This is a genomic window from Saccharopolyspora elongata (assembly GCF_004348985.1).
GTDB classification, from domain to species: domain Bacteria; phylum Actinomycetota; class Actinomycetes; order Mycobacteriales; family Pseudonocardiaceae; genus Saccharopolyspora; species Saccharopolyspora elongata.
Genome location: NZ_SMKW01000056.1, coordinates 1 through 12188, shown reverse-complemented (window position 1 = coordinate 12188; position 12188 = coordinate 1). Strand labels below are relative to the sequence as shown.

Below are 12188 nucleotides of genomic sequence, written 5' to 3'. Positions count from 1 at the left end.
CGAGGCGGAGATCGCATCGTCGAGGATCGGCAAATATGAGTCGGTTTTGCGATTGTTGTGACCTGCCGGGTGTTACTCGATGGAGGCTTGTTCGGCGAATCAGGTTGCTGCTCGATTACCGCCTGGATACACATGGATCCGGCGAAATTCGAGAAAAGGGCAGCATGGACGACTTTCTGTCAGCTACCGAAGAACTCCTGGCCGGCGGCGTCGAACCCGCCGGAGTGGCCGCGCTCTTCTCCGGCGAGCCCCCGGACATCACCGAGCTGCGAGAGCGAGTGGCCGAGCGCTGGGGCCCGTTCTCCCGGCTGCGCTGGATGCTTCCGGCCGAGGAGAGCAGCCTGCGGCGCCGGCGCTGGACCGAGCTCGACCGGTTCGACCCGCGGCAGCAGGTCGTCGAAGGTGACGACCTGGAACTCGAAGCCCTCCTCGGCTCCCTCGTGATCCAGCCGCTGCCGCGGGACATCCCGCCCTGGCGGCTGCACCTGGTGCGCCGGCCGTCGCGCGACGGATTCGCCCTGGTCTTGATCGCGCACCATGCGGTGCTCGACATGGAATCCTGCAAGATCCTGTTCTGCCATCTGCTGGACGGTCCCGCGCCCCGCGCTCGGACCAGAACCGGCGGCGCGCCCGAATCGGAATCCTTCCGGCGAACCGCGATGAGCACCTTGCGCAACGTGCTGGTCGGCGGGCGAAGCCTGCCCGCCGCAGAACCCGAACCGGAGCTGGCCTGCGCGTCGGTCGACGCGGGGCAACTGCGCGCCGTTCGCAGTGCACTGCCGGGCGAAGGCGTGACCCCGACGGAAGTCCTGCTCGCCAGCACGACCGGTGCCGTCCGCAGAGTGTTCGGCCGGCCGTACAACTGGCCGGGGAAGTCGGGCGAGCTGTACGCCGTGGTGCCCAAGAACCGCCGAACCGGGCAGAACGCGCAGGAACTCGGCAACATCCTCACGGGCGTGCGCGTTCCGCTGCCCGTTGCGGAGGATCGCCCGGAAGAGCGCTTGGCAGCGTGCCGGGGAGTGCTCGGTCGCGCGGACTCCGTGGACGGGGCCGCGCGCCTGCTCGACGCCGCGCTGACCCTCGGACCCTGGGCGCTCCGCGCCGCCACCGCGCTGCTCACCTCGGCCAACTTCGCGTCGGTGCAATGCACCACGCTCCGGTGGACACCGGGCGCTTGGGCCCTCGGCGGCGCGCCCCTGCGACGCGTGGTCGCGATGCCGGACATTCCCGCGCCGGGGGCGATCAGCGTTTCCCTCGTGGGCTTCGCCGACGCCCTGAGCCTCAGCGTACTCAGCAACACCCGCCCCGGCGACGCCCGGTCGCTGGCGGACGCCGTCGAGCGGGAGATCACGCTGCTGGCCGACCTCGCGGCGCAGGTCGGGCCGGACAGGTGACCGGAAACCCTTCGGAACAGGAGTTGGACATGCGCAACGAGGCTGCCCTCCACGAGATCCTGCAGGGACTCGGCGTGGCGGACGAGGAGATCCAGGCGGACACGCGGCTGCAAGCCGACCTGGGCCTCGACTCCACCGAGATCACCGCGCTAGAACTGGAGCTGGAGCGCCGGTTCGGCGTGCGGATCGACCTGTGGAGCGCGACGGACTTCTCCGTGGCCGACCTCGACGTCCTCATCGAAGGGCGTTGAAGTGCCAGGCATCCCCGAAGAACGCGCACGGAGCTATCGCGAGGCCGGGTGGTGGCGACCCGAGACGTTGCACGAACTCGTTCTGCGCCAAGGGAAAGGCCTTCCGCACAAGTGCGCGCTGGTGTCCGGCGACCGGCGGATGACCTACGGGGAACTGGCAGCCGCCGTCGATCGCGCGGCCGGAGCGCTTTCGACGCGAGGCTTGCGGCGCGGCGACACGGTCGCGGTGCAACTGCCCAACGGCATTGAGTTCGTCGTACTCCTGCTAGTCCTGCTGCGGATCGGCGCGCTGCCGATGCTCCTCCTGCCGACGCTGCGGTCGTACGAGGTCGAGCGCATCCTGAAGTTGACCGGCAGCCGCGCAATGGCCCTGCCGCACCGGACGCGGCGGTTCGACCACCTCGCGATGGTCCGAGAACTCCGCCCGAGGCACCCGAACCTCGAGATGCTGCTGCTCACGGGCGAAGAACCGCCGTCCGGAAGCGACATTGTCGACCTGTCCGAACTGTGCAGGCCAAGCACTTCCGGCTGCGACGCGGCACCCATCGACCGGCCACGGCCGCAGCACGCGGCTGTGCTGCTGCTCTCCAGCGGGACTTCAGGGCCTCCCAAGGTGATCGCCCGCACGCACGAGTCCCTCGGCCACATCGTCCGGACCACCTCGACGGTGGCCCGGATCGACCCGAGCACCGTGTACCTCGCGGTCATGCCCGTCGCGCACGGTTTCGCCTTGTCCTGCCCGGGAATTCTGGGCGTCCTCGCCGCAGGCGGGACTGTCGTGCTCGACAGCGCGGAGGACCCGCGCCGTGCGCTGAGCCTGATCGAGCAGGAGCAGGTGACCCATTTCGCCGCGGTGCCGGGGTTGCTCGGCCAGTGGTTGGCGGTGCTCGACGGGGAGCGCTTCGACACCTCCAGCCTCGTCGCGGTCCAGATCGGGGGCGCCAAGCTGGAACCCGCCGCGGCGGAGCGGGCGCGTTCGGTGCTGGGGCCCGTCGTGCAGCAGGTCTACGGCATGACGGAAGGCTTGATCAACGCGACCAGGCTCGACGATCCAGCAGAGGTGGTGTCGTCCTCGCAGGGCAGGCCGGTCTCGGCCGCCGAGGAGGTGCTGGTCGTCGACGACGGGGGCGCACCCGTTCCGCCCGGGCAGCCCGGGCAGCTGCTGACGCGAGGCCCAGCGACGATCGGCGGCTACTACCGGGACGCGGCGGCCACCGAAAAAGCCTTCACCGCAGACGGTTTCTACCGGACCGGCGACCTCGTCCGGCAGCTGCCGAGCGGTGATCTCCAAGTCGTCGGGCGGATCAAGAACGTGATCAACCGCGGCGGCGAGAAGATCTGCGCCGAGGAGCTGGAACAGCTCGTCCGGGAGCTGGACAACGTCGCCGAGGTCGCGGCCGTCGCCGGCCCGCACCCGATGCACGGCGAGATCGTGTGCCTCTACGTGGTGCCGGTCGGCGACGTGGTCCCGGAACTGCGGGAGGTGCGCCTGCACCTGGAATCCCGCGGGGTGGCCCGGTACAAGATGCCCGAGCGGTTGGAGCTCGTCGACGCGATGCCGCTGATCGGGATGGGCAAGCTCGACCGCGCCGCGCTGCGCGAAGCCGCGGCGGCGCGGTCATAGCCGGTTCGCGGCGGTGATCTCCAGGAGCTGGAAGGTGACCGGGGCGTTCCCGGCCCGGTGCGTCGCCCGCTGCATCTCGGTGGCGCGCAGGCCCATCCGCGCCGCGAGGGCCCGCAGCCGGGCGATGTCACCGAGGCTGTTGAAGCCCAGGAACAGCCGCCCTTTCTCGGTCAGCCGCGCCAGTCCTTCCCGGAGGTAGCGGTCGTGCGCGGCGTAGCCGGCGTCGAAGATCGCTCGCTGCGCGGGGATGGTGTAGTCGAAGTCCGCCGGTGCCGGGACCACGTTGGAGTTCCAGAACACCACGTCGAAGCGCTCGTCGGGGGCCAAGGCGTCGAAGACGTCGCTGCCGAGCACCCGGACCCGGTCCGCCACCCCGTGGCGGGCGGCGTTCAGCTCGGTGTTGCGCACCGCCGCCGGGACGATGTCCACTGCGGACACCGAGGCGCAGCCGCGCAAGGCCGCGTTCACCGCGATCACCCCTGCGCCGCAACCGATTTCGAGGAAGCTGCCGTCGTCCGGGTAAGGCAGCCACCGGGCGAAAAGCTCGGTGGACGCGGTGTGGATCGGTGCGAAGACCCCCGGCAGCAGATCCCACCGGAGCCCGAGCAGGTCGAACTCCGCCGGCCGGCCTTCGAGTTCGCCGTGCCGCTGCACCAGCCGCATGCCCACGTCGAACGACGATTGCTGAACGACCCCGGGCACCCGGGGCAATTCTCCCGTGGACATCTGGGAATTCTCCTAACGCACTACGGTGATCGCGATTGTTCTTTGCGTTTCTTGCCCGCATCGGGCAGGAGGGGTTGAGTTGTACTCATCCTTGAGGACCACCCGGCACGCTTCAATCATCCGAGAGCATGAAAATCGTTCCCAGTAGGCGGATTCGAGCAGCCACGCGTCGCGATCAGGAAGTGTGCGCGAGGATCGCCTGGGCGAGGTATTCGTGCACTTGCGACGGCAACGTGTGGCCCAGGCCCTCGACCAGCAGCAGTTCGGCGCCCGGGATCTCCTCGGCGATCAGCGCGCCGTGGCCCGGCTTCACCGGTTCGTGCGTGCCCTCGATGACCAGCGTCGGGGCCTCGATCCGGGCGAGCGCCCCGACCGGCTCGAAGGCGGAGTCGGTCATCGCGGCGAGCCGGTGGTTGGCGACCGTCGCGGGATTGCGGTCCCGGTCGAAGATGCGCTCCTCCAGCCGCCGCTGCTCGTCCTCGTCGAACGGGATCGCCGGGCCGTGCAGTACCCACGCGGTCTCGATCGCGAAGTCGATCTGGGACCGCCGGTCGGGCGCGGGCGGGTTCACCGCGACCTTGCCGAAGTGCTCGATGAACTCCCGGGTGGGGCGGGGGAGCTCGCCCGGCTGCGGCTCCATGCCCATCAGGGCGCGCACCAGCGTGGCGCCTTCTCCGCGGCCGAGCGGCGAGGACGCGATCACGGTGAGGGACAGCACCCGCTCCGGCCGCTCGGCCGCGATCCACTGGCCGAGCAGCCCGCCGGCGGAATGGCCGACGATGTGCGCCCGGTCGATCCCGTACGCGTCGAGCACCGCCAGGACGTCGTCCTTGATGTCGGTCCAGGTGTAGGGATCGGCCTCGAAGTCGATGGCGCTGGACTTCCCGGTGTCGCGGTGGTCGTACCGGATGACCCGGCGCCCCGCCGCGGCGAGCCGGCCGACGAGCCCGTCCGGCCAGAGCACGCCCTGCGACATCGAGCCCATCACCAGCAGCACCGGCGGGTGGCCCGGGTCGCCGAACTCCTCGGTCCACAGCTCGACGTTCCCGTTGGTGATCATGCGTTCGGTCATGCGCAGCTCCTTCGCGTTCTCGGTGAGGAGAAGCTTGGTCCAGCGCGCCACCGGTGCCATCCGTAGGACCACTGGGCACGTGCCGGCCAGTACCGGGATCGGCTCACTGGGCGGCGTTGACCAGGCGCGATAGCTCCGTGCGGGAGGCGACGCCGAGCTTCGGGTAGACCTTGTAGAGGTGGTACTCGACGGTGCGGGGGCTAAGGAAGAGGCGGGCCGCCACCTCCTTGTTGGACACGCCGTCCGCGACCAACCGCGCGATGCGCAGCTCCTGCGGGGTGAGCGTGCTCAGAGCGTCGGACTCGTGCCGGGCAGCGGACTCGCCGGCGGCGCGCAGCTCACCGTGCGCGCGAACTGCCCACGGTTCGGCGCCGAGCCGCTGGAAGGTCTCCAGAGCGGTGCGCAGCGGCAAGCGCGCGTCGCCTCCTCGATGTGCGCGGCGTAGGCGTTCCCCGTAGAGGAGCGAGGTTCGGGCCTCCTCGAACGGCGAACCGCCGTCCCCCGCGTGCAGGCGCAGCGCCTCCTCGTACAGCGGAAGTCCCTCCTCGGCGTCCTCGGTGACGAGCGCACGGCAGCGGGCGAGCAGCGCCTGCGACTCCGAAGTGCGCGCGTTCGCCATCCAGCGCTCGTACGCCTCCAGGGCGGTGCGTGCGGCAGCCGGCTCGCCGCAACCGATCGCGGCCTCGACGCGGTCAGGAGTGGAGCGCAGGGTCGTGACCGGATGCCCCGCCCCAGGCCCGGCGCCCGCCATCGATCCGAAACGGCCGTGCGCCGCCGCGAAACGCCCCAGGCCGAGGTCGAGGATTCCCAGGGCGTAGGCCGCGACGCTCGCCTGCAGCCCGACCCGGTGCGGGATGGCGATGGCCAGCGCCTCCCGGGCGTACCGCTCGCAGTCGGCTTCCCTACCCCGGACGGCCGCGACCACCGCCAGGTTGGCCAGGTGAGCGGCGGTGGAGTTGGTGTACCCGGCGTCGCGCGCGAGCGCGAGCCCTTCCTCGGAGATCGCGGCGCCGAGGGCGAAGCGGCCGCTGATGCGCTCGGCCCGGGCCACGAACTCCAGGACCACCGGCAGCTGCCCGGTCATGCCGGAGACGCGGGCCACCTGCCCGGCGCGGATGATGTACTCGGCCGCGCTGTCGATCTCGCCCAGCTCACCGGCCGCGACGGAGGCCCACAAGAGCCGGTCCGCACGGCCGAGCCCATCGGTGCCCGCGAGCGCGCCGCGCAGCAGCGGCACGCCCCGTTCGGCGTCGCCGGTGTGCATCGCCGCCATGCCGACGAGGATGGCCCGCAGGAACGGATCGGTGTCCTGATAGGACTCCGCGAACCGGCCGATCTGCACGGTCGCGGCTACGTCACCGACGTTGGCGGCGGCCTCGGCGGCGTCGCCCAGCATCTGGAGAGCGCGGGCGGGATCGGCATGCTTGGCGCGCTGCGCACCTTCGGTGAACACGCGCTGCGCCGCGGCGGCGTCGCCCGAGCTGAGCTCGAAACGGCCGTGCAGCTGCGCGAGTTCGGCGAGCAGGCACGGGTCGTCGGTCAGCTCACGCGCTTCGGCCAGGCAGCTCTCCGCGCGCCCCGGCAGTCCGCCCAGCCAGGCCGCCGTCGCCGCATCGGTGAGCCGCCGGGCCCGCACCGGAGGTTCGGGCGTGAGCTCCGCCGACCGTGCCAGCGCGGCCGCCGCGTCGGCGAAACCGCCACGCGCCCTCGCCCTTTCGCCTGCCTCGGCGAGCCGGTCGGCGACCTGCGCGTCCCGCCCGGCCGTCGCGGTGGCCCGATGCCACGCCTGCCGATCGAGCTCCCCGGCCTCCGCCAACGCTTCCGCCAGCGCCGCGTGCACGGCCTGCCGCTGCGCGAAGGTCGCCGCCGCGTACACGGCGGACCGGACGAGCGGATGCCGGAACCGGACCGACGAGCCCTCGACGATGATCAGCCCGGCGGTCTCGGCCGCCTCCAGCGACGCCGTCGAGTCGTTGCCGAGCCGGGCCGCCGCACCGAGCACCCAGCCGAGCTCTCCGGAACCTTCGGCGGCCGCGACCAGGAGCACGAGCCGCGTCGACTCGGGCAGTTCCGCCACCTGGCGGCCGAACAACTCGACCCCGGCGCCGACCGGCAGCGGATCGGGGAGCGGCACCCGCCCGGCGAGCTGGTCGGGCGTCAGGGCCCCGACCGCCTCCCGCAGCGCCAGCGGATTTCCGCCGGTCAACGCGACCAGGCGCTCTTTCACGGCCGCCGCGGGAACAGCGGCGGAACACCCGGCGAGCAGCTCGCTCGAGCTCTTCTCATCGAGGCCGCCGACGCGCAGTTCGGGGATGTCGCGCACGACCGGTCCAGCGCTGTCGCGGACGGCGATCAGCACCGCCACGCCGTGGGTGTGCAGCCGCCGGACCGCGAAGAGGATCGCGTCGGCCGACGCCCGGTCGAACCACTGGAAGTCGTCGATGAGGCAGAGCAGACCGCCGTCGGCGGCGGCCTCGGCCAGCAGCGAGAGAACGCCGGCGGAGACGAGGAACCGTGCGTCCTCGGCGGGCGGCGCCGCCAGTCCCAGCGCGCCCCGGACGGCATCGCGCTGCGGCTCGGGCAAGGCATCCAGCAGATCGGTCGCCGGAAGTAGCAACTGGTGCAGGGCGGCGAAGGCCAGATCGGCCTCCGGCTCGGCCCCGGTGGCCCGGAGCACGCGCATCGGTGCAGCGGCCGCGTAGTCCAGCAAGGCCGACTTCCCGGCGCCGGCCTCGCCGCGCAGGACCAGAGCCCGGCCGGCGCCGCCCCGAGCCGCGCTGGTCAGCTCGTCGATAGCGGCCTGCTCCACCGCGCGCCCGTACAACATGAGGCGATTTTCCAGCATGTGATCGACCTGACCAGCCACCGGGCTCCGCTCAGGACCGCATGTGTTCCTGCGGCGCGGTTTCGCCTTCCAACGCTCGCTGGGCGGCCGTGATCCTCGGTAGGGTTCCGGCTCGTGCCGAAAGTTCGATTGGGGGCGGTCGCGCTCGACACCGACGCCCCGGCTGTTCTGGCGACGTTCTGGAGCGAGCTGCTCGGCGGCCGGATCACATTCTCCAGCGACGACTTCATCTCGATCGACGCCGGTTCGATCCGGCTGAACGTGCACCGGGTGTCCGGCCACCGAGCCCCGTCCTGGCCGGATGGATCGACTCCGAAGCAGATGCATCTCGACATCGAGGTGCACGACCTGGAGGCGGCGGAGGGGCACGCCCTCCGGCTCGGGGCGCGACGAGCGGACGCGCAACCCGCACCGGACCGCTGGCGAGTGCTGCTGGATCCCGCCGGCCATCCGTTCTGCTTGACCACCCGATTCCCCGGGTGAATTCGTCCCGCGCGACGGAACGAAGCCGCCAGGCGCCAAAGCCGGGGCGGGCCATCGCCCGATTAGAACGGACGACATGATGCGGAGAACGGGTAGCCCCGTGTGTACTTTCTGCTGCTGTAGGAACAGAAAGTACGCACGGGTCTTCGCTACGGCGAAGTGACCGGGCTGCAGCTGGTGAAGGTCCAATTCGACGTTCGGCCACGCCGCCCGTTGACCTGCGCCTGAGCTCAGGTCGACGGGCGCTTTCGGCCGTCGGCACAACAGGATTCGAACCCGAACCGCCGCTGCACCCCACCGGCTGATTGCGCTCGGCTCCAGCCCGGCACGAGCAAGATCGCTATCGTTTGTTCTGCCGCCCGCTGGGGCAACGGGGCGACGTCCGATCCGAGGAGGAGCATGGCTGGGAGTTCCGAGGCGCGCAGTCGCCTCACCGCCTTCGGCAACCAGTTGATCGAGGTGCACATCTGGCTGCGCGAGCAACTGGAAGACCTCCGGGACGACGTCGACGACTACTTCGACGGCAAAGGCCTGCCGTCCCGTGATCTGCGGGCCCACTGCCTGTCCTTCTGCTCGGCCCTCACGCGCCACCACACGGGCGAGGACCGCGGCGCGTTCCCGGTGATCGCCGACGAGCATCCCGAACTCCGCAAGGTGATCTCGGAGCTGAAGACGGACCACAACCGGATCGACTGGATCCTGGGCAACCTGGAGAAGTTGCTCGGAAACCTCCCGGAGACCCCGGACCCGGCGACCGCGGCGAACGTGCGCGCGGAGCTGGAGGGCCTGTCGGCGATCATGGAAACGCACTTCATCTACGAGGAGAAGAAGCTGATCTCCGTCCTGAACTCGATGAACGTCCCAGGATGGCGTGCAGACAAGCCAGACTTCCTCCTCACCGAAGACGACGAGTAGCACTAGTCGTAGGGCTGGGTGGTTTCGACAGCTGCTGCGCCATCGGACATTCAGCGCCACTCGGTAACGGCGACGCATGGAGCTCGCCCGCCGCTCGACCAATCGCAGCAGATCACGCGCATTGCACAGGTCAGCCCTGGCGTCCGGGGCGTTCGCCAGTGCCTCGCCGCCGACCCTGACGCCGATCGAGAGCTCCGCCGCGTTCCTGGCGGCTTACCAGGACCTCCGGGGGCGCCGGTTCACCGCGGAGGAGCAGGAGATCGCGTGGGCGGCAAGCCTGTGGCCGGCAGCGCACAACGCCCGCTGGGAGGCCCTGCACGGCGACCTCCCGGTGTCCTGTGACGCCGTCCGTGTCCAGGCAGCGGAACGCCTCCGCCGAGCGAACGCCTGATCACGCCGAGCTCGTGGTGCTCATCGCCGATGGACTGCGTGCAGCCCGTTCGCTGAAAGCATCGTGCCGCTCAGCCGTGGTGTGCTGTGATGTGGCTGCCAGTGGCCGATGAGGGGAGCGGGAATGCGCTGGGGCGAGTCCGACGCCAACGGCAGGCGGGCGTGCGACGAGTGCGGGCACGCGCGCAGCGAGCACAGCACGCAGGGCTGCATGGCGGACGTGCCGTACACCAGGGTCGACGGTGTGGGCCGGGTGGACTGCCCGTGCGGGCTGTACTGGACGAACGACTACACCAGCGTGGTGGAGTGGCCCTGCAGCTGCGGGCACCGCAAGCACAGCGGCGAATGCCGCTACCCGGGCTGCCGATGCGGCCACGAACAGCCGGTGTGGCAGATCGACCCCGGCCAGGGGATCTGACCTGACTGCGGCATGGCGAGGAACGCTCGCATGGGGGCGTTCGGATGATCACTTGAGACGCCTGCGGCCGTCGCGTGTTTCGACCAGTACTGCCGTGGCGTCGTCGCGAGCTTTGTTCCGCGGCACCCGAGCACCGAGCGGATCACCGTCCTCAGCGGCTCGGACTTGCTCGACCAACCCACCGGGCCCGGCCTCGCGCAGCGCGCGCAGAACGCCAGCGGTCGTATCGATCGGGGTGAGGTCGAGCGCGCGCATGGCGCCATCGCTGCACACCGCGACACGCTCGACCTGGTCGACCGGGGCCGAGCCGGTGAGGGAGTGCGCGGCGGCATTGGGTTCGCTCGATGCGATCCAATAGCCGCCCTCCCGGTTCCGGGACGCCAGCTCGACCTCCTTCATCGCCAGGATCGCCGTCATCTTCTCGTCGGTGCCGATCAGGAACCTATCGCACTCCCGGCGTTCCTCCCAGCCGGTGCGGCTGACGCGGTCGTCGCAGGTCGCAACGACACCGTCGTCGGTGGTCCCGACGATGACCGTGATGTCCCCGAGGACGATCCACTCCACGGCCTCGGACGTCCAGCGCACCAAACCGACCGCCGCGGACGGGGTTCCACGATGCTCCAGGTCGCAGGAACCGGAGTGCGCCGCGGTGACCTGCCGGATCGAATCGGCCAGCACGCCGCGCAAGTCCCTGGCGTGGTCGGCGGCGTTCGCGACCAAGGACGCGCCGAGAGTGCGGACGTACCACGGAAGTCCGTGGACGCAGCCGGTATCGGTGCGAATGGTCGCCCCGTCGAGAACGACGACAAGACCGTCCGCGGCGGCGAACCAATCCTCGTTCGGCTTGTCCCCACTGGGCTGGGTGTGCGCGGTGATGTGCACCGAGGGCCTCCCTGAAACGATCAGCTCGCAACCCAGTCCACGGCGAACACGCGCCAACCACCAGCGCCCAGACGGATCGAACCCAACCCAGCACGTCGTGAGGGGCCGCCGAGGAAGGCCCATCGCGATCCGCCGCGAATCGCTACACCAGCCCATCGGTCATGCCGTCAACTCACGTTCGCCGCGCCGTGTCGGAAGGCTGCCGCTTATCCCGCCTGGAAGTACGGCAGGGTCGCGATGGTCGCCACGTGCAGGTGCTTGATGACGTTGCGGGGCTTCGGCTTGGCGTAATCGTCGGCACCGGATTCGTACAAAAGTACGGCGAGCCCGCCGAAGGTGGTCATGCCTTCGGACATGCTCGGGGCGCGGAAGCACTTGGCGGACGGCTCGATCTTCTTCGCGAAGGCGTCGACGACGTATACGCGGCAGCCACCGTGATCACGCTGGCGTTGTTCCTCTTCCTGATCGCACAGCACGGCGACTTCTTCGCGGGAGCCGACCGCTCGGCGGGCTCGTCGAGCGCGATCATGCTCGTACCATCCGCCCTCGCGGTGATGGTCGCGGCGGTCGTGTGGTTCGCCACCCGACGCAACGGCCCAGCCGTCACCCCGAAGACCGTCTAGAACAGCGCACGCACCCGCAAAACGGCGACCAAGGCAAAACGCATCGGGCTGCGCCGAGCGCACCAATCGTCCATTGAGGACTTTTAGTCCGTACCGCGTGGACGCCTATCGAGCGGGTCCGGTCATCGCTGCGATGGCCGCGTGCCTTCGGCGTTCGCGGTGAGGGAGGCGTGGAGGAACTGAAGGATCTCCGCCCGAGCGGCCGTCGCCTGCTGCTCCGCGCCCGGCATGCTGAGGAACGCGTGCTTCGCTCCGGGGTATTCGGTCAGCCGTGCGGGTGTCCCGGCCGCGTGCAGTCGTTCGGCGTAGCGACGGCCGTGATCGGCCACTGCGTCTTGGGTCGGCACCACCACCAGTGCTGGGGCCAGCCCGTTGAGGTTGTCGGCGTACAGCGGCGAGAGCGTGCGAGGGTCGGCTCCCGCTGGAACGGCGAGCCGCTGGAAGAACTGCAGCAGCGGAAGGGCGCGGGTCGGACTGTAGGCGTACTGAGTGATCGAGGCGTGGTCGTACATCGTCTCGGTCACATCGACAGCGGGGTTGACCAGAACCTGCGCCCGGAGGGGGG

Annotated in this window: 12 protein-coding genes and 1 pseudogene; 8 read left to right on the top strand and 5 right to left on the bottom strand. The window is 70.2% G+C overall.

Going from position 1 to position 12188, the window contains the following annotated elements; genetic code table 11:
• Window positions 1-164 precede the first annotated feature (164 nt).
• The 3 genes from E1288_RS31895 to E1288_RS31885 are packed head-to-tail and all read left to right on the top strand — an operon-like array spanning window position 165 to window position 3269.
• Window positions 165-1394, top strand: a complete 1230-nt coding sequence (locus E1288_RS31895; protein ID WP_165968369.1) for a wax ester/triacylglycerol synthase domain-containing protein — start codon at window positions 165-167, stop codon at window positions 1392-1394.
• Between the two features lie 29 nt (window positions 1395-1423).
• On the top strand, window positions 1424-1645 hold the full coding sequence (locus E1288_RS31890; RefSeq protein ID WP_132491870.1) for an acyl carrier protein: 222 nt from the start codon (window positions 1424-1426) through the stop codon (window positions 1643-1645).
• 1 nt (window position 1646) lies between these two features.
• Window positions 1647-3269, top strand: coding sequence for a (2,3-dihydroxybenzoyl)adenylate synthase (locus E1288_RS31885; RefSeq protein WP_132491868.1), 1623 nt, complete (start codon window positions 1647-1649; stop codon window positions 3267-3269).
• Here E1288_RS31885 and E1288_RS31880 read toward each other — a convergent pair.
• The 3 genes from E1288_RS31880 to E1288_RS31870 all read right to left on the bottom strand — a co-directional run bounded on the left by E1288_RS31880 (window position 3264) and on the right by E1288_RS31870 (window position 7894).
• Window positions 3264-3995 carry a methyltransferase gene (locus tag E1288_RS31880; RefSeq protein ID WP_235883939.1) on the bottom strand — a complete coding sequence of 244 codons (732 nt, stop codon included), beginning with the start codon at window positions 3993-3995 and terminating at the stop codon, window positions 3264-3266. The genes E1288_RS31885 and E1288_RS31880 overlap by 6 nt on opposite strands.
• Before the next feature lie 175 nt (window positions 3996-4170).
• Window positions 4171-5067: an alpha/beta fold hydrolase gene (locus tag E1288_RS31875; protein WP_132491866.1), complete on the bottom strand. Its 897-nt coding sequence runs from the start codon at window positions 5065-5067 to the stop codon at window positions 4171-4173.
• A gap of 103 nt (window positions 5068-5170) precedes the next feature.
• Window positions 5171-7894: a helix-turn-helix transcriptional regulator gene (locus tag E1288_RS31870; protein ID WP_132491864.1), complete on the bottom strand. Its 2724-nt coding sequence runs from the start codon at window positions 7892-7894 to the stop codon at window positions 5171-5173.
• Between the two features lie 132 nt (window positions 7895-8026).
• On the opposite strand from E1288_RS31870, the gene E1288_RS31865 reads away from it, so the two are divergent.
• The 4 genes and pseudogenes from E1288_RS31865 (at window position 8027) to E1288_RS31850 (ending at window position 10118) form a co-directional block, all read left to right on the top strand.
• Window positions 8027-8395, top strand: a complete 369-nt coding sequence (locus E1288_RS31865) for a VOC family protein (protein ID WP_132491862.1) — start codon at window positions 8027-8029, stop codon at window positions 8393-8395.
• A gap of 399 nt (window positions 8396-8794) precedes the next feature.
• Window positions 8795-9310 (top strand): hemerythrin domain-containing protein, encoded by a 516-nt coding sequence (locus tag E1288_RS31860; RefSeq protein ID WP_132491860.1) that lies wholly within the window; start codon window positions 8795-8797, stop codon window positions 9308-9310.
• 139 nt (window positions 9311-9449) lie between these two features.
• Window positions 9450-9701 (top strand): annotated as a pseudogene (locus tag E1288_RS31855) (hypothetical protein); the annotation flags it as partial.
• A gap of 123 nt (window positions 9702-9824) precedes the next feature.
• Complete coding sequence (locus tag E1288_RS31850; RefSeq protein ID WP_132491858.1) at window positions 9825-10118, top strand: hypothetical protein; 294 nt, start codon at window positions 9825-9827, stop codon at window positions 10116-10118.
• Window positions 10119-10166: 48 nt separating this feature from the next.
• Here E1288_RS31850 and E1288_RS31845 read toward each other — a convergent pair whose 3' ends face one another.
• Complete coding sequence (locus tag E1288_RS31845; RefSeq protein ID WP_132491856.1) at window positions 10167-11000, bottom strand: hypothetical protein; 834 nt, start codon at window positions 10998-11000, stop codon at window positions 10167-10169.
• Window positions 11001-11248: 248 nt separating this feature from the next.
• Here E1288_RS31845 and E1288_RS47320 point away from each other — a divergent pair, with 248 nt between their 5' ends.
• The gene (locus tag E1288_RS47320) at window positions 11249-11623 is read left to right on the top strand and encodes a hypothetical protein (RefSeq protein WP_165968368.1); all 375 of its coding nucleotides are present in this window, start codon (window positions 11249-11251) and stop codon (window positions 11621-11623) included.
• Window positions 11624-11745: 122 nt separating this feature from the next.
• On the opposite strand, the gene E1288_RS31835 is transcribed toward E1288_RS47320, so the two are convergent.
• Window positions 11746-12188, bottom strand: a 443-nt coding sequence (locus E1288_RS31835) for an alpha/beta hydrolase fold domain-containing protein (RefSeq protein ID WP_165968367.1), incomplete at its 5' end; no start/stop codon positions are given.

Bases quoted from the DNA above. Each gene is read 5' to 3' on its own strand.
- E1288_RS31895 (WP_165968369.1), top strand. From the start codon at position 165: ATGGACGACTTTCTGTCAGCTACCGAAGAACTCCTGGCCGGCGGCGTC.
- E1288_RS31880 (WP_235883939.1), bottom strand. From the start codon at position 3,995: ATGTCCACGGGAGAATTGCCCCGGGTGCCCGGGGTCGTTCAGCAATCG.
- E1288_RS31860 (WP_132491860.1), top strand. From the start codon at position 8,795: ATGGCTGGGAGTTCCGAGGCGCGCAGTCGCCTCACCGCCTTCGGCAAC.
- E1288_RS31875 (WP_132491866.1), bottom strand. From the start codon at position 5,067: ATGACCGAACGCATGATCACCAACGGGAACGTCGAGCTGTGGACCGAG.
- E1288_RS31850 (WP_132491858.1), top strand. From the start codon at position 9,825: ATGCGCTGGGGCGAGTCCGACGCCAACGGCAGGCGGGCGTGCGACGAG.
- E1288_RS31890 (WP_132491870.1), top strand. From the start codon at position 1,424: ATGCGCAACGAGGCTGCCCTCCACGAGATCCTGCAGGGACTCGGCGTG.
- E1288_RS31870 (WP_132491864.1), bottom strand. From the start codon at position 7,894: ATGTTGTACGGGCGCGCGGTGGAGCAGGCCGCTATCGACGAGCTGACC.